Origin of the sequence: Brevibacillus sp. AG162 (assembly GCF_006715575.1) — a bacterium.
GTDB classification, from domain to species: domain Bacteria; phylum Bacillota; class Bacilli; order Brevibacillales; family Brevibacillaceae; genus Brevibacillus; species Brevibacillus brevis.
Map to the genome: position 1 here is coordinate 93,145 of NZ_VFNO01000008.1, position 20,450 is coordinate 113,594.

Below are 20,450 nucleotides of genomic sequence, written 5' to 3' on the forward strand. Positions count from 1 at the left end.
GGACGCACGAAGACACAAGAGGAAGTGACACAGCCATGGAGGCTCTGTACAAACAATATAAGGGGCTCATGTTCCGCCTTGCCTATCAGATGCTTGGCTCGGCCACGGATGCGGAGGATATCGTGCAGGACGTATTCGTGAAGGCCCATGATGTCTCGCTGGAGCAGATGTCCGAACCGAAGGCCTACCTGTGCAAAATGACCACAAACCGCTGCCTCGATTTGTTAAAATCGGCCCGCAAAAAACGGGAGCTGTATACGGGACCATGGCTGCCAGAGCCCATCTCTACCCCTGATGCAGACAGCTATGATTCTGTCATTACCAAAGATTTGCTATCCTACGCAATGCTCGTCCTCTTGGAGCGGCTGTCTCCCGCAGAACGAGCGGTGTTCGTCCTGCGAGAAGCCTTTGACTTCCAATACGACGAGATTGCCGAGCTGGTTGGAAAAACCGAAGCGAATTGCCGCAAGATCGTTAGTCGGGCAAAAAAGAAAATGGGGATTGATCCTGCGGAACCTCATCTCCCCCCAGAAAAAGAGCTCGGCGAAGAATGGATCGGCCGTTTTCTGTCTGCGCTGGAGCACGGAAATGTTGAGACATTGCTCACGCTGCTTGCCACAGATGCGGTATTGCTCTCCGACGGCGGCGGCAAGGTCACCGCAGCTCTGCATCCGATCCTATCTGGCGAACGCGTGGCTTCCTTCTTGCTCGGCTTGATGCGCAGCTTCTCGAAGCGTCCAGATTTTTCTGTAGAGCTCGCACCTGTAAACAACCAGACCGGGTTTGTGATCAGACAGGACGGCAGAATCGACACCGTTGTGTTTTTGCATATCGAACATGGAGTCATTCGCAACCTCTACTTTGTCAGAAATCCTGATAAGCTAAGATTCATAGAGTCGTAGTCGGCTCCTAGCGTATCAAACGATTCTCACAAAAATCTCACAAGCAAAACCCTCTTTCCTATTTTAGTGAAAGAGGGTTTTGCTTTCGCGTCATGCGCGTTCTAAAAAAGTGTGGTCAAAATAAGATTTGAAATTCGGATACAAAAAGATCAGTGATTCTTTCAATTCGTTGCGTTCCGTATTTTCTTCATCCATCTCAAATAATATTTCATGATCAATTTCGTAGATGGCACACTTCTCTTCATCCGGGCTTTCTTGCAAATCGATACAGTATAGCTTGCCGTACTCCGTATCCCATGAAAAAGGAAGGTAGCCTAACTTGCAGAGCAATGGATTGTACATATCCCGAATACGATCAAATGGCTCATCAATTCCTTGTTCAGGAATGACGTCGAAATAATGATGATAGGTAGAAATGAAGGCTTTATACCACTCCGGAAATTTCAACCCAAATTCTTTTTCGAGCGCAGCCACATCCTCGTGACTTACGATAGAAGGAACCAGCTTCCATCTGGACCATTCGTCATCGACATCCGCTACCTTCATGGCATCAGGGACGTCTGGCCGCATCCATCTGCAAAAGCCTTCCTCTGTCACTTGGTTATATCGGGCATAGTAAGCTTCAAAACCATTCTTGATATACTCTTTTATATCCATATGTAAAGCCTCCTTTTTCCTATAGGAAGTCAGTTCCCCCATAATCGCTTCGTTTCCACGAGCACTTCGTCCTGGAATTCCATTTTGTATATATCGGGCTTTGACGTCGTCAATAAAAAATCCAAGTCGTACTGCCTACATCCTTCCTACAAATATATTACAACAAAACCCCCTTTCCATTTTTTCTAGAAAGGGGGCACTTTTAGATTTTGAACCGATGCACGATCTCTTCCATCGTTTGCGTCAAGCCGACATTTCTCTCTGAAATAGCTGCGACCTGTTGGTTGTTATCCGCAATAATCTGCGATTGCTCTGTGATCGCCTCCACACTGTGTGCACTTTTCTCCATGGAGTTCGTCACTTGCTCTACGACAGAAACCACACTGCTGATTGTGGAATTCAACTCTTCAAAAGAGGCATTGAATTCTGCCAGCAACGTATGGAAATGGTGTGCATCCAAATTGTACTTCTCCGATGTTTCCATCATGCTATCATAGTCAGGACTGACCTGCGTATCGATGAAATCCAATACGCTCGACGAATGAGTCGCCAGATTGTCTACGGATTCACGCGCGACTTGGATAATGCGTTGAATATCAATCACGACCTCAGACGATTGTGTCGCCAGTCTGCGTATCTCGTCCGCTACGACAGAGAAACCTCTACCGCTGTCTCCTGCACGTGCAGCTTCAATCGCCGCATTCAATGCCAACAGATTCGTCTGTTCAGAAATCGTGAGTATCGCCTCTGCCAACAGGTTGATTTTTTCCATCGATTCCTTCGAGTCGATGATCGCGATTTCCGTTTGCGCCTTTACATTCATATAGAGCTCTGTCGTCATTTTATCCGCAGCCAATGCATGTTCCCGCAAAGCAGTTGCCCGCGAGCTGACATCCTGCGCGGTCGCAGCCGCTTCTTCCGTTCTTTTCGTAATCGAGTAAATGACGTTCTGCATATCATTCAAGGTCGCATTCATCTCTTCTGTGGCCGCCATCGTCTCTTGCATATGTGCTAGCAAGATGCCCGTAGCCTCCGCGGTTCCACTGGACTGCTCGCTTACTTTGTTAGTAGATTGCTCGACGCTCTGCGCATTTTCAGCGACCGAGCGGGACACGGCTGCCAACTTGCTCACGACCTCGCTCAATTGCTCACGCATGACAATGATCGACTGTGCTGTCAATCCAATCTCATCCTGCGTGCCCTGCTCGTTCACCGCCATTCTTTCCCGCAAATCAAATTGAGCTGTCTGCGTAATGATCTCCCTCATTTGATCAATCGGGCGGGTAATCCAGCGACTCAGCAGGAAGGATAGAAGCAATGCTCCTGCCACGGAACAAACCAGCTTCCAGACAACGGACTCCAGATTTTCCGCCAGCTTCTGGTTCAGCCCTGTATTATCATACACAATCTTGATGACACGTGATCGGCTGAGATCTTTGGGATCTTTGCCCAGCTTGTACGGGACGAGGCGATAAGTGAGATCTTTCTCCTCAGTTTTTTCATGAAACTCTCTGATCTCTTGTGATTGGTATGCTTCCGTAAAAATCGGCAAGTGACTCTCGATCACTCGCAAGGCTTTCCCGTCGCTCCCTGTTCTCCCCAAAGCGTAACCATCGTGAGAAAAGACCAGAATGTCTTTTACCATGTCGTATTTCTCCGTGATCGCCTGCGATACAGCCAAGAAATTAAAGGTCTGGAAAAGAGCGCTGTCCTGCAAATTCACACTGACTTCAAACAGGTACTTCTGGTCAAACGTAGGGAGATAAGCGAACTTTTTGATTTGACCTGTATTGACGGAAACCTCCATGCCATCGGCAGAAAACTCATTTCCATCGATCCGCTTTTTCAACAGCTCCGTAAATGCCCCGGCATTGCTGAAATCCAGCCCAATATCAGTTTTGACGCTGGAATGAACGACCTTGATATTTCGGTCAATGATGAAAATATCCATCCCATACTGCTCACGCAGGGCTGCATAGTCCCACGTCTCCACCGCTGGATTTTGCCGATAATTGTTCGTTAACACTTACAGTGTTTGCTGCATGCGGCTTTCCATGTCTTTCTCAAAAACGCCGTATGCCATATCCACATTCTTCACTGCATTCGTGACATGATCCTCTACCAGCTGGTACTGTACCGCTTGGTCAGAAATAATATTCGCCTTGAACTGAACATAGTCCGTAATAGACAACACAATGGCTACCAGCATCGTAAATAAAGAAATCATCAAGGTAAGCTTAGTACGAAAAGACATCCACATTCGTTTCATAAGTCTGCTCCAAGAAGTTTTATTTTTTAACATAACTTAACATAATTTACCACATCTTAACTTGTCAATCCTTTCATGAATTAACTGTATTTTGGCAATATACACACTAGGATTTACCATTAACACCGTGCTTATAGTGTCAATGAACACCGTATGAACTTATGCCCAAACCGCACTACACCGCCATTTGTTATGTTAAAATCGGCTCGAACAAAGATATGGAAAACGTATGTAGGAGGACACCCACATGCAAAATCGTCAAAACGAAATTATTATTCCTGAAAATCCTGTTTCACACTTCCTGTTCACCAGCACCAAATCGGCTGCGATCTGGTTGATTATCAGACTGTATGTCGGCTATTCATGGATTACTGCCGGATGGAAAAAAGTCCAGTCCGATAGCTGGACCGGAGATGCGGCTGGCGGAGCGATTCAAGGGTTCGTAAAAGGCTCCTTGGCAAAAGCAGCCGAAGGAAAGGACGTAACGGGGTGGTACGCCTGGTTCCTGGAAAATATGGTATTGCCAAATGCCAAGGTGTTCGGCTTCCTCGTTGCTTGGGGTGAGGTACTCGTTGGACTCGGCTTGATCCTCGGTTGCCTGACAGGGATCGCAGCGTTTTTCGGCGGCTTGATGAACGTCAGCTTTCTGTTCGCAGGAACCGTCAGCACCAACCCACTCCTTTTTGTTTTTGCCACTTGGCTCGTTCTGGCTTGGAAGGTTGCGGGCTGGTATGGTCTTGATCGCTGGGCGCTTTCTTATCTCGGAACACCTTGGACGAGAAAATCGCGCGATGGTGTTTTGCCGATGAACAAGTAATCCTTACTTTAACTCCCTAATGACAAAGCCACCTTTTGCGGGTGGCTTTTGTTGTCCCTTCAAATCGATCGTTCATGAAGGAACGGACAAATTGTATGAATTTATTCCGACTTGTAACCATGATTTTTGGTGAATATTTATACATTATGTTGAATGACTGTCTGATTGCTGTGCATTATTCTTTTGAGGAACTATAAATTTTCTTATTTTTCAAATAATTTAACAGGAGGACTGTATGAACAAGTGGCTACTAGGCATTTCTACTGCTGTTTTGTTGTTTAGTCTCTCAGTCGGCTGTAGCTCGAAGCCCGCCGACAATATCCAATCCCCTCCAGCGGAAGTGACAGCAAAGCCTACTACCTCAGAGCCAATGGTCTTGCAATGGAGCATCACCGGGGAGCCGTCTACCATGGATGCCGGCATTGCAACAGATTCGACCTCGATGGACATGATCAATCTCACCTTCGAAGGACTGACCAGCGTCGACCGTCAAGGCCAGATGATCAACGCTATCGCGGAGAGCTATACGCATACTCCTGACTTCACTCATTTTACTTTTACCATTCGAAAGGACGCCAAATGGAGCAATGGCGATCCTGTTACCGCTCACGATTTTGAGTACGCCATCAAGCGCAATCTCGACCCCAAAACCGCTTCCGGCTACGCGTATCAGCTCTTCTATATCAAAGGTGGCGAGGATTATTACTCCGGAAAAGGCAAGCAAGAGGACGTCGGGGTAAAGGCAAAGGACGACTACACACTAGATTTCACCTTGCGCTCACCAACACCGTTCTTCCGCGAATTGACCTCATTCACTACCTACTACCCGCTTCATAAAAAGACCATCGAGAGCAACCCCCAGTGGGCAACAGAAGCCAAAACGATTGTCGGCAATGGCCCGTTTATCATGGATACGTGGGAGCACAAGTCCAAGCTTACCTTCAGCAAAAGCCCTACCTATTGGGACAGCGCCAACGTCAAGCTAGACCAGATCCATATCGTCATCATCGAGGATAACAACACCGCCCTGTCCATGTTTGAAAATGGCGACCTGGATTGGGGAGGATACCCTTCCTTTGGCTTATCGCCGGATGCGGTCGGTCAGATCAAAGAAGAAGGCAAGTTGCTCGTCGCAGATAACCCCGGCACCAAGGCCGTCATCTTCAATACAGAGAAGCCCCCTTTTACCAACAAAAAAATTCGCCAGGCGTTTTCGTATTCGATCAACCGACAGCAATTGGTGGATAACATCCTACAGACCGGTGCTCCGCCCGCTTATGGCTGGGTTCCCGTTTCCATGGGGCTGAATCCGGACGGCTACTTTAAAGAGGATGTGGAGAAGGCGAAGCAGCTTTTGGTAGAAGGCATGAAAGAGCTCGGGCTGACTCAATTCCCTAAGGTCACGTACTACTACGACACCGGAGAAACGGACAAGAAATTGGCTCAAGCACTCCAGGACGAGTGGAAGAAAACATTGGGAGTCGACATTGACATTCGCACCTCCGAATGGAAAGTGTTCAACGAGGATGTCCAAAATGGCAAATACGACTTCGGTATCTGGCTATGGGGAGCCGATTTCAACGACCCGATCAATTTCCTCGAAATGTACAAGGACTTGGGTGGCAACAACGTCGTTCGCTTCGACAACAAGGAATACCGCGATCTGCTCAATAAGAGCTACTATGAGACCGATGAGCAAAAGCGCAAGCAGCTGATGTTTGACGCCGAAAAAATTCTCATGGAAGAAATGCCGCTCGCACCGCTGCACTTCCGCGGCAATGCTTATGTGAAAAACGACAAGGTGAAGGACTTTGTGATCTTCCCTCTTGGCGGTTCCTACTTTAAATACGCGTATATTGAAAAATAATAGAGCGCGGGCATCCTCTCTATGCGAAAAAGATAGAGAGAGATGCCCGCGCTTCCATCATAAATACCGAGCGATAATCCGAACTAATTTTGCAGGGAACTCATGTAAATTGGTAATATCCAAAAATCTTTCATTCCCATAGATTTTACTTATGACATCCTTGTCTTGACCGATTGCGGCTGCAAGAAATGCGACTCCTTTTCGTTCATATTCCTGTATGGTCTGTCTCATATCTGTATCAGCGTAACTTCCGGTATAGTCATCCATTGCTTTCGGTTGTCCGTCACTTATGCTAATCAACAGTTTTGTCTTTTGGGGAGAAGCGGCTAATCGTTCCGCCATAATTCTAAGAGCCATGCCATCGCGATTATTACTTCTCGCATGTATTCTCATTAACCTGAAGCGATCATTGGCATCCGCTTTATCGAAGTCGGTATAGGCAAAGATCGACATTTGCTCCAATCTGGAAACATCCGCCGTATCGCCGTAGATCAAAATGGGGATCTGACAAAGCTGACAAAATTCATATACGGCGATCACTGCTCGTTTTGCTGCTTCTAATCTCCCGTAAGCTGACATCGATGCGGATTCATCAACCCTAAGACCAACCACAAGAGAAGGAGATTCCGTTGGAGGACGTTTCTTGGCAAAATACTTGTAATCCCTGTAAGCAACGCTGTCTGCTTGAAATTTGCTGCCATAGTAACGATTCCTCGCAAAGTCGGAAGAAATCTCATGTTTCAGATACGGAAGTGTCTTTCTGGCAATCTCTTGCACGATAGGCATGAGTCCCTGACAAAGCCGGACATATTCCTGTTGGTTTTCCTGATCATAGTCTGGACGGTGAACAATGAGCTTTACTTTTTTATGAATCGAATCGGAAATAACCTCTCTTGCATCTCGATTCAGCTTTTTACGAAAATCGCGTTCCTTTTGTTTCGCTTCCTCTGACATGGATTCAGGATTTGCCTGATGATAGTTGGGAGAGCCATCCTCACCCAAACCTGAACGTTCCATATGGGTAGAATCATCGGAGACACGGGAAGAGCTTTCGTCACTATCGGCAGATTTTTTCAATGCGATTCCCTTTTCCTCTCCATGGCTGTCTTTTCCAAAATCAGTGTCGTCTATATCTCCCCATGTCCTGATTTCTATGGCGTCGTCAGATTTTCGTTTTTTTTTTAGTTCAATCTCGGCTGCTTCCAAGCTGGCAATCAAACCATGATTGATTAGTGCTTCTTCTAAAAGCTTTATTTCTTCCGAATCGGTTGTTATCTTGTAGATGACCTTATGATAAAGAGATTCTTTTGCGGAAGCTCCTCCAGCAATTGCATCTGCCCAGTAGAAAAAGGAACGCATTCCCGCCACGCCCTTGATCGCATTGGCCCGCGCTGTCCTGTCTAAAACCATAATCACGTCCGCTAAAATCCCCAACACCTTTCCATCTTGAAAACCGGTTTTGGTCATCACACGTTCGATCATGATTTCTTTGGTCGGCAGGTCCATCTTTTCCGTATGCTGAACCCTGTCGCGCAGCGCTTCGTTTAACGGTCTGGTGCCCGCATAACTGCGGTTTGTTGTGATAACCGCGATGAAGTCTGGGTGCCTGCGTATGATCTCGGTGGGAAGATTGATGCTGCCATCCAGCTCCAAAGCAGAGTTTAAGGCCATTAACACCGCAGCATCACGAATAACGTTTGGTTCTTGGATTTCCAGAAGATAACCCTTTTGATAGGCTCTGACGATTTCGGAAGGGTAAAACCGGTACTCAATCGCTTCGCCATCAGTGTTTTCCGCTGCACGCTTCAGTAATTGCTTCATCTTTAAGGCAGCCTGTTCCTGTGTAATCCCCAGTGCGTCCATCAAAATTTCAGATATGCTTTGAAACCCATCGCTCTCATATAATGCTTTCCATACCCTTTGCTCGGCAGGCTCCATTTTCTCTAGACGTTCAGAAGAAATGACCGGCAAAATAGCGCCGATAATATCGGATTTATCCATATCAGCAAAACAAGTCACTTTCGTATACGGCAGCCCGAAATTAGCCGATAATGCTTTGGCTAGTTGTGTTTTACCAGAACCGGCGTCACCTTCTAACAGTATATTGGCAATTTTCATTTCCCCGCGATGCCAGTTGCGTTTGATTTCTTTACAAATGCGCTGTTCTTCTTCACTGACCTGATGCGTGGAAGGCTTTTTCCACACAAGCTTTTTTTCTGCATCCGTCAGCTGTCTTTCGGGTGACAAAGCATATTTTTCATTTTCAGTCATCACATTTCTACTCCCCTCATAGCGCCGGTCCACTCTGATCTTTGCCCTTTTTCTCAAGAAGAAGAGGCAGCAGCAAAGACGCACCGATTATAATCAACACACCGCTCACCACATATACCGCAACTAGCGAGAACGTATCCTTCAGATAGCCGGATATAAACATGCCAATCACCATCATCCCCATAAAAACAGGCGTGATCGTACCAGATACGCGGCCCATAAATGCCCCTTCTGTGTTACGTACAAGTAGCGTCTGGATTCCGCTTTGAATACAAGGGAAAAAGAAACCGCTGATCACTAATAGAGCAATGGTTAGCCAAATCATTGCAGATGCGCCTATTCCCATCGTACAAACGGCCGTGACAAGCAAGCCTACCATGAGCAACATCTGTGGCCTTATCTTTTTCGCTATCCCGATAATGATAGCTCCTCCTGCCAACATGGCTGCCCCATTGGCCATAACCAACCATTGCAGAAATTGTTTGTCCTGCCCCAAATTCTCGATGACAAGGAAGATCTGAAGCGGCTGTGTCAGACCTGACGCCAATCCGACAGCTGAAAAAGTCAAACAGAGAGTTCGTAAGGATTGATTGGTCCTGATATAGCGCAGTCCGGCCTTCAATTCCTTTATGAAGCCGCCGGCATCGTCAGACTTCGGTTCCTCCACGTCACGGGGAAGCGTCACTAATATGAGGGAAGACCCTAGGAACAGAACGGCAGTCAGAATCAGAGAGACTGTAATTCCAAACTGGATAAAAATAAACGTGCCGATGACCGGACCTAAAACCATAAAAATAGCGACAAGCGTTTGAGACATTGCCATCACGCCCTGCAGTTGTTCAGCTGGCACATGACGCTTGTACAGTTTCATGGCCGAGGGTTGAGAAAATTGAGACAGGCTGGCAGAAATAAAGGTTCCGATGAGAAGTGCCACCCATCCCCCATTCATGAGTACAAGCAGCACAGCCCCGACGGACACGGCAGACAACAGATCGCTCCAAACCATTGTCCGCTTCGGCCGCCATCGGTCGGCAAAGGTTCCGCCAATAAGGCCGAATAGAAAAATGGGTGCGAATTCTACAACCGAAATCAGTGATACATAAACCGGATTATTATTCGTCCATTCGCTAACGAAAAGAAGAACGGCATAATTCCGAATCCAAATCCCCAAATGCAGCAGCACGCGGGAGAGGACAATCGTTCGAACATAAACATTGGAAAACATTTCAATACCCCATATCCTTTACTAGTTTTGATAATGTGCGCAGACGTTCGCTGATCATCTCATCGTCGTTGCTCAGAGCTTGGCTGAACAGCTTAATGTCTTCATGAAGACCCTCATTGTCCGTACATATCGCCACGTTCATGGCATCCCCTTGCAGGGCAACCCGGTCGATGACGGGCTCCTGCGGGTCATAATAATGCTCATATCTGTATGCGTCGCGAAAATGGGCCAAAGACCGACAAATCAGTATGGCCATATCAAGAACGCGATGGAGAGGCAGTTCCTCCGATTGTTTTGACCATTCTTCTCCCGTGTGTCTCCATACCTTGGCGGATAAATCGACCTTTCTTCTGGAGCTGCCCTCTGCCACTCCCAGGGAAAGTCCTTTCGCATCTGTATTCCTGGCAAATCGGCCATCAACACGCTCATAGTTATCCGACACGACAACAGGCTTATGGTTCAAGTTAGTAGGTATTTTCATTTTCTTTCCCTCTTTTCGCTTGATTATTGCTCTTTCTTTTTTTCCTGGTTGTATCCGCGCTCTCCGTACTCATTCCATTCCAGTTGAAGCTGCTTGTTTATATGCGAACCCATTTTGAGACTGAACAACTTTCCGTTCATCGTCTTGAGGTTGCGGGTGGCGCTGATCCAGATTTTTTGGTTTTGGTTGTTTTTGATCTGATACACCCCTGCCTGCGTTTCCGAATCTTTATACAGTTGTTTCAGTTCTTCTCGATTCATCGTTTCTCCCTCACTTTTCAATGACCAAAATCAATAAACGAAATTAGTTTTTGTTTGTTATTTAATAAACATAATGATTTATTGTCTTGTAATTGTCAAGCAAACAAAAAAAAAACACCGGAACATGTCCGGTGCCTAATTTGGGTCGGGTTACAACGAGTACAAGGCAAAAAACCTCCAACAAACAATAAAGAGAAATGTCTACGCTTATGCTTGTTAGCTGGATGAAAAGCGGTACGTATGGTACGGCGTATTGCACGGTTGACCCTTGGACAATTCAAACTGTCCTTCTGTCAGATTCATCACGATGGAAAATAACGTGCGACCGACCAGCTCTTCTGCTCCAGTCGACTCCGCGTCCCCATGTCGGCATATGGCTTCTGGAAAGCTCATATGGTCACGAAAGATCGCCTTGATGTGGTCAGCTTCGATCTGTCCTTGCGCTGCCGCCAACAGCTTCATGGCCCGCCCCATTCGCACATGCGTATCGGCTTCCCCCATTTTCGCTTGATCATCTACAGCTATACGGGACCCGACAAAGTGATTGGCATGCGCGATATACCCTGCCATTGGATAGAGAACTTCGTGCGCTCTTGAAGTCGCTTCCACATCCACCGTCTCTCCTTCCCGATGCGCAAGCAAATAATTGGCTGAAGTGCCGCGTGGTAGTCGGGTTATTTGTCGGATGGCTTGTGAGAGCGTCCCACTATTCAAGATTCCCCGCAATACGATATGGATAGGAACTCCGACGGTTCGTTCTGATATTCGCAAAAAATTCAGACAAACACCCATACCTTTGTCGTTCATTCCGATTTTACCTACGATCCCCGCTTCGGTAATCATCAAAATGGTTGGACGTGGCTGTTGCTCGATCTCCAGTAAAACAAGCCCCTTTTCCATGAGGTGTATCCAATCCCAGTTTTGCCCGATGAGGGTCTCTTGGTTTTTCGTTGCAGGAGGGACGGCCGCCACACTCGTACACCCATCTGTTTTCCCAAATGGATCGCCTAAGTTGGTCATGATTTCACTGCGAACATTAAGCGTCACAATATCAAGCAGATCCCGCTCCGCCCCTTCGCTAATTCCTCTGATTTCCTCCATAATCTCTTGGTCATACTGCTCGATCCAAGGGATAAACTGAGTGGCATATTCGGTTGCGTCCTTCCAGCGAAGACCTGCTCCCTCGTAAAAGGTCCGTTCGTACGCTTCGAGATTGATCCATATTTGCTCTTTGGTGAGTTGGCCCATTTGTTGGCCCCGTTCCCGCGCTGTCCCCCTGATCCGATAAACAGGAAACCGTTCCATCGTAAGCGACTCCCCTTTTATAGCGTTTTCTCCATATAATAGCGATCGTTTCCACTACCATATTCCGCAATCCGTGTCTCGATAACCGCAAAGCCTGCTTTTTGATAGAGTCCAACTGCTCCAGTATTATCAGGACTTACGGTCAGGCAAATCTGACGAAACCCATCCTCACGCAGCTGCTCCAGCAATCGGTTCAAGAAAGAGAATCCATACCCCATCCCTTTACGATCTGCACGGATGTAATACCCGTACATGTAGCACTTATCCGGTTGACGAAAATCCCTTATGAGCTGGCATACCCCAACAGGATGCGCTTCCTCTGCTTCCATGAAAAGTGCAACGCAGCCATGTCTCGCGAGTGGTACGAGCACCCATTCGTCAATCGCTCCATGTGGGCCAAAAGCCTCCTGCTCCATTGCCTTGATCATCTGAAGCTGGCTTTCTGTCAATGCCTCGATGATTTCTATGCGCGTATTTTGCATTCAGTCCTCTCCCTATACGGGTTGCCGTTTCACTCCGATGACCTGCTCTGACTTAACCGTGATGTCGGCAAGCACCGCTTCATCTAGCTCTACACCTAAGCCTGGCTGATCTGTCACGACAATTTGGCTCCCGTGAATCGCAAGCTGAGCCACATCCCGTGAAATGATCGTAGGTCCTGCCAGCTCGTTGGAAATGATGTTTTTCTTCGCCAGTGACAAATGGGCACCAGCTGCACTGCCAATCGAGGACTCCAGCATCGAACCGATCTGACACTCCATCCCTGCCATTTCCGCCTGATTCACCAATTTGAGAGCGGGATAAATCCCTCCACTTTTCATCAGTTTGATGTTTACTTTATCTGCAGCTCTTTTCGCGATGACTTCCCGCATTTCCTTCATCCCGTGCAGTCCCTCGTCTACCATAATTGGAATCGTCGTTTGCCTGCGAATTTCCGCCAGAGCATCAAGATCATCTGCCAAGACAGGCTGCTCCATCCAATCAATGTGACAATCCTCGATCTGTCTCAAAACAAGCAAGGAGTTTGCACGGTTCTCCCACCCTTGGTTGGCGTCCACCCGCAGCCCTATGTCAGGGCCAACTGCCTGCCGAACAGCCCGGATTCGCTGGATATCTGTTCGAAGATCGGCTCCCACCTTTATTTTGATCGAGTCATACCCAGCTGCCACTGCTTGCCTAGCTTCGGCTGCCATGACCTCTGGCTCTAAAATACTTAACACATAGGGGAAGGAAAGCGTCGTGTGATATTTTCCGCCCAAGAAATGATAAACAGGTTGACCAGCCGCCTTGCCCATCAGATCATAGCAAGCGATATCGATGGCGGCTTTTGCTGCTGGGGCTCCCCAAACAGCCTGGTTCATCTTCTCGTGGATTGTCTCGATATCAAACGGATTCTCTCCGATCACAACAGAGGCCAAGTTATGAACGAGCATCGTATAGGTAGACTCCCATGTCTCTCCGGTGACATTTTGATCCGGTACCGCTTCGCCTAGTCCGACCAAGCCATTGTCTGTCTCCACTTTTACAATAATGGACGGCATATCCGCATAAGAGGCGTACGCGATAATAAATGGGCGTTTTAGCGGCAACCTTATGGCATGAACCCATACAGACTTTATTTTCATACTCGACTACCCTCCGCAGCTGCTACTCGTGGTATGATTCGATAAAAAAGGGACATGGCTGTTACCGAGCCGTCTTCGCCTTTCACAAACCCAACTGTAAACTCGCTCCCCTCTCTATCGATGAGAAATTGATGCTCTCCAATTGGTCGCAATAGATAGTTCAGTTGTTTTCCACCAAACGCATTCGACGTCTTATCTATCATCATCAGGACATCCTCTACCACATATACGATGATATCCATTCCTTCCCCACTCACGTACCGACCGACATACTCTCCTAATTGGGCAGCAGGGACACTGTATGTCTCGAATTGGTACTGCGGCGTATTCAATGGACGCCCTTCTATGGCATGGAATGCTGTCAGTGTGGCTTTTTCGACTGGGCTTCCGATCAAATTGGCTAAAGCCATGGATGTAATACCCCGCTCCGGAACAATCGCTAATTGGGCGGCGACACCTTTGATCGCTCCACCGTGCTTGATCAAGGTACCCCCATAGTAGTCGGGTTGAATGAATAAGCCATATCCGTAATACCTGCTGTAGCTGTTCTTGACATGCGGATGGATCATTTGTTTGACGCTCTCCTCGGATAAAATCCGTTCCTTGCCCACGCATCCGCCCGTACGGAAAATTTCAGCGTAGTTCAACATGTCATGCACTGTTGAATTCAAATGCCCCGATGCCGCTACGAGTAGCCCGTCCTCCCAATTTGGATCAGGGTAAATCTCAGATACGCCATTGCTCACTCTTGAATGATAGATGGTCGTTACATCCGGTAGGTGTGGCAGATCGCTCAGAAGAAAGGTGCTGCTCTTCATGTCTGCTGGTTCCAAAATATGCTCTTTGACATAAACGTCATACGACTTCCCACTTACTCTGGCTATGATCGCTCCCAGGAGAGAATAGCAATCATTCGAATAGCTGAACAATTGTCCTGGAGAGCCCACCAGCTCATATTCCGCCAGGGAAAGAGCTTCCATCAGCTCTTCGAACGTGTAGATTGGTTTCTGGTACTCCTTTTTCAAGTAACGGTGTAGCGGGTTATCCTCGTCAGCCATGTCTTCGAGCATGGAGTTGCGAATCGCCAGGTTATCAATGGGCAGCGGCGGCATACCCGTCGTATGCGTCATAAAATGGTGGATCGTCATCTGCTCCGTTTTTTGACGATCCGGGGTACGGAACTCAGGGAGGTATTTGATCACCGGATCATGAACAGAGAGCTTCTTCGCTTCCTGTAGCTGCATGATCGCCATGCATGTAAAGGACTTCGTAACGGAGGCCAATCCCATCACGGTATCAGGAGTGATTTCGAGCTCCTTTTCACGATCACGATAGCCAAAACTTTTGCGAAACAGCCTCTTCCCATTCAGATTCACACCCATGACGAAGCCCGGAACTCTGGCTTCCTTCATTTCTTTTTCAACCAGTTCTTCCCACTCTACTAACCAGCCTTGCTGTCTCATTTCTTCCACCTCTTTCGAATGTTGTAATGCCAGACCTACTCCTACTCGTTCACCCACATGTCCTGAATAATCAAGGTTGCTAATGGATTTGGCTTGACGCCTTGAATCCGGTTACTGACGACCACAAATGTTTTTGCGGAATAGAGCGGAATCCAATAGGCCTGTTCCACGATTCTTTTTTGAATGTCTGCAAAAACCTGCTGTCGCTGCGCTTGATCTGTTGTCGTTCGTCCTTTATCTAGCAGGCTATCGAGCTGTTGATCACTGAGGCGAAAGAAATTCAATCCCCCGATCTGACTCGAATGCAGTAACAAGTGCAAAATATCTGGATCGACGCTGCCATGACTCGTTGAGAACAAATCGAACTCGCCCTTCAGTGCCTGTTCAAGAGCTGTCGCTGATTCATACTTTTGGATATACAATTCGACACCAATCTCTTTGAACATGCTTTGCACCAGCTGATGTCCGGGATTTGTATCTTCGATGAGCATCGTCAGGCTGAGCGTTTTCCCATCCTTTTCCCTTATCCCTTGCGCGTTTGTCTTCCATCCTGCCTCTTCCAGCAGTTGTCTGGCTTGATCAGCATTGTACTTGTAGCCGTACTGCTCTACTGCCGCATCGTATCCGATCATCGTTGGTGGGATCGGTCCGTAGACAGGCACCCCCTCTCCTTGCAGATCTGCCATGATCAATGCATCTTTGTTGATCGCCATGTTCATTGCCTTTCTCACGCGGACATCCTGCAGGATTTCATTTTCCAGATTCATCCCAATGAAGAACTCTGCAGGCTGCATCCCTTCCAACACCGTAAAATCTTTGTGATCCTTGTATTTCTTCGCGTCTTTCGGGGGTACAGTGGCAATATCAATCGTCCCACTGTCGAGAGCAGCTATCATGGTCTGGTTGTCTTGAATAAATTTCAGAACGAACTTGTCGGGTCTTACAGGTCCTTGATTCAGAGCAAAAGGAGCTGCCCACTTATACTCGTCGTTTCGTACCAGTGTGATCGATTCGCCTGTTTTCCAGCTCTCGAATTTCCACGGACCTACCCCGACAGGATTGCGCCCCAGCTCATTTCCGTATTTGTTTCGTGCCTCTATGGAAATGGGTTGCTGGTAGCCGCCATATGATAAGTTAGAAAGTAACGAAGCGGAGGGCTCATCCAAATGAAAGATCAATGTGGAATCATCAGGAGCTGAAATGGATTTGATCGAAGATACGTCCGGTCCCGTAACCGGTGAGGCTGTTTTCGGATCGAGTGCACGTTCATAGCTTTGCTTAAAAACTTCCGCAGTGAGCGGTGTTCCATCATGGAACTTCACGCCAGGGCGTATCTTGAACGTCATGGTCTTGCCGTCTTCCGAGATCGTGTACGATTCAGCCAGATGCGGCTTCAACTCAAACGTAAAGGGATCGAGGATCAGCAGAGCTCCCCCCAATAGGCCCCCAACAAAATTTCCCGCTGGCAACGACGTCTTTTGCGGGTCCAGCGTATCTGGCTCCATCTGGTAGCCCATGGTGATCGTCCCACCCTTTTTGGGCTGGGAGTTTTTTGCTGGTTGATTTGCTTGCTTCCCGTCTGTAGCCGGAGTGGGAGCAGAGCTGCAGCCAACGATGGAAAAGACGAGTACACACATGAGTAAAACGCTGCGTATTTGGACTTTTAACCGTTCTGATAGCATGTCGCGCCCTCCATTTTTCGAGTCATTTCCATTCGAAGCCTTCTTGCGTCGGTATATAGTCGCTAATTAGATCGGATTGCTTCTGAGATGAGGGATGTGGGGGTCCCGGACTTCCTTCACAAACGGAAAAACCGGGACAGGTAGATGTTACATGAGGAGAATCATGGATGATTAAGGCGATACACAGCCCGCGGGCGTCCTTGCTGATATGGCTGCTCTTCTCCGACGACCTCTACGACCTGATGCTCGATCAGCTTTTTCAAGGTTCTTTCTGAGCTGCGGCGACTGATTTGGAGGTACTCGGCTAAATCGGAAGCGGTGAAGCGGTTATCGCGGCGAAGCTTGACAAACTGCATAATTTTCGTGATAGTAGCGACACTTGCGCCAGTCTTCTCCGCGATCTCCAGCACTTCCTTGTTCTCGCTTTTTAAATGGAACGTCTTCGATTCGGTATTCAACGGACCAATCACTTCTTTTTCATCCGTTACCAGATACGCACTGCTTTCCTTTGTTTTCTGGGCATGATAAATCGCAATGCGTGCGTTGGCTTCGGCCTCTTTCGCGGTTAGGCCAAAACCAAATCCGATGGCAACCGTCACTTTGGCAAGCAGATCGACATTGCCCAATACTTGCATGAGCTTCCCGGATTCAATCATTTGCTCGATGCTGCCTCTCGTGCCATAGATGATGAATTGATCCATTCCCAACTTTTGAATGGAAGCGTCCGTCTCTTTGACGAGCTCCAGCAGCTCTTGCAGCAAAATAATCGTCGCATCCTGCCATTGTGTTTCTACTGGCGGACCATCATTTTGCTGGATCGCTGCAATTCCCACAGCTATCTGCGAATTTTTGCTAATTTTCAATTGACCATAAGCAACGGCTTGATTGACGGCATCGCGAATATTTTTATCTGGACAGACGAGCGATGCGGAAGGGATGTTCATCTCACGCAATCGACTGTATACGTAGTCAACGCCAGTCAAAGCAAAATGGCTCTGATTCCGTTCCCAGCGCTCCTTGTGGAACTGGATAATCTCCTCCACGTCAAATCTCGTCCCGCCTTCTTCAATAATCTCACTGTAGTCTTTTACATACCAAGGCGTAGAAGTTATGCCCAATTCTTCAGCAACCTTCTCAATATACTCCGCTTTTGGCAGATCTATCGAGATGCGGTCCAGTCCTCCTGGAACGTTCAGCAAGGTATGAAACAAAGAGAGGGAAATGGTATATTCATCGAGCGGAATGTACACCGCAGGCAGCTTCTTTTGCTCTACCTTTTCCTTGGAAAAAAAATAAGGAAGTGGGCCAGCAAAAAGCAGCACGTCGCAGTCATGGATTTGATCAAGCAACGCAGCGCTCTCTTTGGGGTTCTGGTAGGTATACGAAGTCAGTTGGATGTAATCGATGGATTGGGTATGCTTCAAGATTCTTGGCAAAAATTCTTCCGAAGAGATTATCGCTATCGTAATGGTCAATGTTCCACTCCCTCATCTCTCTATGATTTCCACACGTCCTTGAACACGCGGATGAAGTTTTTGCCCAAAATACGCTCTATCGCTTCATCCTTGTACCCTCTTTTGGCTAGGGCACGCACAAGCTCCGGAACCTGGGTATGTCCTTTTACGATATCAAACTCTTTGCGTCCTGCTTGGATAGGCATATCTGGAGAATCGTATTTCATAAATGGCTCGATGATGTCCAGACCAAGTCCGACGTGTTCAACCCCAACCAGCTTCACGATGTGATCGACGTGGTTAATCATGTGCTCGATATCAGCTTGGTCGTCTGTGTCTGCTACGAACAGATTGACGCCATTGATGCCGATTACGCCGTTCGTGAATGCGATCGCCCTGATTTGTTCATCTGTTAGATTGCGCATCGAGCTCGCTAATGTCCGGCAATTGGAATGAGAAGCGATGATGGGCTTACGTGCTACCTCGATCAGATCCCAGAAGCCTTCGTCATTCAGATGGCTGACATCAATGATGATGCCCATTGCTTCTGCCTCTTCGACGACGCGGATGCCGAACTCGGTAAGCCCGCCCTTGCGTCCTTCCCGTACCGGACTAAAATGACTGCCATCACCAACGAAGTTCCGCCTGCTCCACACGAGACCCAAAAGGCGCACGCCCAGCTCGTAAAAAACACGGAGCATGCTCAGATCATTATATAACGGTTCCGCGCCTTCCAGAGAGAGCACAAAACCAATTTTCCCCATTCGCTTCGCGGTCTCGATGTCGCTCACACTTTTGCAAACCATGATTTTATCAGGTGATTCATCTGCCTCCGCATGTAGCGCGCTGATTTGTTGCAGAGCTTTTCTCAAGCCCATCTCCGGCAGGAATTTGTTGTCGATATAAATCGCTGCGACAACCGTCTGTACCCCGCCCGCTACGAAATCGGGCAAGTAATCCGTTTCAATAACTTTTCGCCTGCCATGCTCCCGTTGAATAGCAACATCCAGCAAAAGGTCAAAATGCGCGTCGATTCCATGTGTCATGCCTCAAACTCCTCCTGTTATTTCAGGTTTTCCGGGTTAAGTGGTGCAAGCTCCGGTAAAAGAAAGCGTCCGTCTTTGCGAATCAAGTGGTCATCGAACCAAATCTCACCGCCACCGTGCTCCGGGCGTTGAATCATGACCATGTCCCAATGGATATTCGACTTGTTACCGTTGGATGCCTCGTCATAGCATCGTCCCGGGGTAAAGTGGAAACTGCCGTCGATTTTTTCATCGAATAAAATATCCTGCATAGGCTCCCGAATGAACGGGTGGACCCCCAAAGCAAACTCCCCAATGTACCGGGCACCTTCATCCGTATCCAAAATGTTGTTCAAGCGCTCCGTGTCATTGGCTGTGGCGTTTACGATCTTCCCGTCCACAAACTCCAGCCGTACTTTTTCAAAGGTAAAGCCTTGATAAGGTGAGGGCGTGTTAAACGATATGACACCGTTCACCGAATCGCGAACAGGGGCCGTAAATACTTCACCGTCTGGTATGTTATAGTGCCCCGGACATGGAATCGCTGGAATGCCTTTGATAGAGAAGGTCAGCTCTGTGCCAGGTCCGGTGATTTTCACGCGGTCAGTTCGCTCCATCAGCTCCTTGAGCGGCTGCATGGCTTTTGCCATTTTGGCATAATCCATCGTGCATACATCGAAGTAAAACTGTTCGAACGCTTCTGTACTCTTGTTCGCCAGCTGCGCCATGGAAGGCGTCGGATAACGGAGATAGACCCATTTCTTTTTGAGACGCACGATGCTTACTTCTTTTAAAAAGGACATAGCCAGCTTCATCTGCTCATCAGGGACATCAGACACTTCATTGATGTTCAGCCCACCCTCGATAATGATGCACGCTTGCATTTTTTCCATTCGTTCTTTGTCCATCTCTGCCCCTAAACGGAATTGCTCCTCTGTTCCCGCTAGCAATAACTGACGGCTAATCGAGGATTCACGCAGGTTCACAAAAGAATGTCCGCCTGCTCGCGAAACTGCTTTGACAAGCTCCTTTATCAGAGCGGCGTCCACCTCCATCGCTTCGATTAGCACGTTATCTCCCGGCTGAACATTCGTAGAGTAATTCACCAAAACATTCGCCAGCTTCGTAAGACGTGGGTCCAACATCT

18 protein-coding genes and 1 pseudogene are annotated in these 20,450 nt (G+C 47.9%); 3 read left to right on the forward strand and 16 right to left on the reverse strand.

What is annotated here, in order from left to right; translation table 11 throughout:
* Window positions 1-35: 35 nt before the first annotated feature.
* Entirely contained in the window at window positions 36-902 is an 867-nt protein-coding gene (locus FB479_RS22140) for an RNA polymerase sigma-70 factor (protein WP_142066730.1), read from the forward strand.
* A 90-nt stretch (window positions 903-992) separates the two neighbouring features.
* Here the strand turns inward: FB479_RS22140 and FB479_RS22145 are convergent, their stop codons facing one another.
* The 4 genes and pseudogenes from FB479_RS22145 to FB479_RS31025 form a co-directional block, all read right to left on the reverse strand.
* Window positions 993-1,559, reverse strand: coding sequence for an SMI1/KNR4 family protein (locus tag FB479_RS22145; RefSeq protein ID WP_106657162.1), 567 nt, complete (start codon window positions 1,557-1,559; stop codon window positions 993-995).
* A 29-nt stretch (window positions 1,560-1,588) separates the two neighbouring features.
* Window positions 1,589-1,693, reverse strand: a pseudogene (locus FB479_RS31020) (histidine phosphatase family protein); the annotation flags it as partial.
* Between the two features lie 68 nt (window positions 1,694-1,761).
* Window positions 1,762-3,585, reverse strand: a complete 1,824-nt coding sequence (locus FB479_RS22155; protein ID WP_255438509.1) for a methyl-accepting chemotaxis protein — start codon at window positions 3,583-3,585, stop codon at window positions 1,762-1,764.
* Window positions 3,586-3,828 (reverse strand): hypothetical protein, encoded by a 243-nt coding sequence (locus tag FB479_RS31025; protein WP_255438510.1) that lies wholly within the window; start codon window positions 3,826-3,828, stop codon window positions 3,586-3,588.
* 247 nt (window positions 3,829-4,075) lie between these two features.
* On the opposite strand from FB479_RS31025, the gene FB479_RS22160 reads away from it, so the two are divergent.
* Together FB479_RS22160 and FB479_RS22165 are read left to right on the forward strand one after the other, a co-directional pair.
* Complete coding sequence (locus tag FB479_RS22160) at window positions 4,076-4,645, forward strand: DoxX family protein (RefSeq protein ID WP_106657160.1); 570 nt, start codon at window positions 4,076-4,078, stop codon at window positions 4,643-4,645.
* A 235-nt stretch (window positions 4,646-4,880) separates the two neighbouring features.
* Window positions 4,881-6,512 (forward strand): peptide ABC transporter substrate-binding protein, encoded by a 1,632-nt coding sequence (locus tag FB479_RS22165; protein WP_142066731.1) that lies wholly within the window; start codon window positions 4,881-4,883, stop codon window positions 6,510-6,512.
* Between the two features lie 57 nt (window positions 6,513-6,569).
* Here the strand turns inward: FB479_RS22165 and FB479_RS22170 are convergent, their stop codons facing one another.
* The 12 genes from FB479_RS22170 to FB479_RS22225 all read right to left on the reverse strand — a co-directional run bounded on the left by FB479_RS22170 (window position 6,570) and on the right by FB479_RS22225 (window position 20,448).
* Window positions 6,570-8,783 (reverse strand): AAA family ATPase, encoded by a 2,214-nt coding sequence (locus FB479_RS22170; protein WP_142066732.1) that lies wholly within the window; start codon window positions 8,781-8,783, stop codon window positions 6,570-6,572.
* Window positions 8,784-8,799: 16 nt separating this feature from the next.
* Window positions 8,800-10,008: an MFS transporter gene (locus FB479_RS22175; RefSeq protein ID WP_142066733.1), complete on the reverse strand. Its 1,209-nt coding sequence runs from the start codon at window positions 10,006-10,008 to the stop codon at window positions 8,800-8,802.
* 1 nt (window position 10,009) lies between these two features.
* Window positions 10,010-10,489 (reverse strand): DUF6530 family protein, encoded by a 480-nt coding sequence (locus FB479_RS22180; protein ID WP_142066734.1) that lies wholly within the window; start codon window positions 10,487-10,489, stop codon window positions 10,010-10,012.
* A gap of 23 nt (window positions 10,490-10,512) precedes the next feature.
* Window positions 10,513-10,749: a GIY-YIG nuclease family protein gene (locus FB479_RS22185; RefSeq protein ID WP_142066735.1), complete on the reverse strand. Its 237-nt coding sequence runs from the start codon at window positions 10,747-10,749 to the stop codon at window positions 10,513-10,515.
* A gap of 216 nt (window positions 10,750-10,965) precedes the next feature.
* Window positions 10,966-12,054 carry a C45 family autoproteolytic acyltransferase/hydrolase gene (locus tag FB479_RS22190; RefSeq protein ID WP_142066736.1) on the reverse strand — a complete coding sequence of 363 codons (1,089 nt, stop codon included), beginning with the start codon at window positions 12,052-12,054 and terminating at the stop codon, window positions 10,966-10,968.
* A 17-nt stretch (window positions 12,055-12,071) separates the two neighbouring features.
* A complete protein-coding gene (locus tag FB479_RS22195) occupies window positions 12,072-12,536 on the reverse strand; it encodes a GNAT family N-acetyltransferase (protein ID WP_142066737.1) in 465 nt (154 codons plus the stop codon).
* Window positions 12,537-12,548: 12 nt separating this feature from the next.
* Complete coding sequence (locus tag FB479_RS22200) at window positions 12,549-13,679, reverse strand: mandelate racemase/muconate lactonizing enzyme family protein (protein WP_142066738.1); 1,131 nt, start codon at window positions 13,677-13,679, stop codon at window positions 12,549-12,551.
* Window positions 13,676-15,142, reverse strand: a complete 1,467-nt coding sequence (locus FB479_RS22205) for a serine hydrolase domain-containing protein (protein ID WP_142066739.1) — start codon at window positions 15,140-15,142, stop codon at window positions 13,676-13,678. The genes FB479_RS22200 and FB479_RS22205 overlap by 4 nt, the downstream gene beginning before the upstream one ends.
* 41 nt (window positions 15,143-15,183) lie before the next feature.
* Window positions 15,184-16,824 carry an ABC transporter substrate-binding protein gene (locus FB479_RS22210; protein ID WP_142066740.1) on the reverse strand — a complete coding sequence of 547 codons (1,641 nt, stop codon included), beginning with the start codon at window positions 16,822-16,824 and terminating at the stop codon, window positions 15,184-15,186.
* A 161-nt stretch (window positions 16,825-16,985) separates the two neighbouring features.
* A complete protein-coding gene (locus FB479_RS22215; protein WP_142066741.1) occupies window positions 16,986-18,299 on the reverse strand; it encodes a helix-turn-helix domain-containing protein in 1,314 nt (437 codons plus the stop codon).
* A gap of 20 nt (window positions 18,300-18,319) precedes the next feature.
* Complete coding sequence (locus tag FB479_RS22220) at window positions 18,320-19,324, reverse strand: dipeptidase (RefSeq protein ID WP_142066742.1); 1,005 nt, start codon at window positions 19,322-19,324, stop codon at window positions 18,320-18,322.
* 17 nt (window positions 19,325-19,341) lie between these two features.
* Window positions 19,342-20,448, reverse strand: coding sequence for an aminopeptidase (locus FB479_RS22225; RefSeq protein ID WP_142066743.1), 1,107 nt, complete (start codon window positions 20,446-20,448; stop codon window positions 19,342-19,344).
* Window positions 20,449-20,450 lie beyond the last annotated feature (2 nt).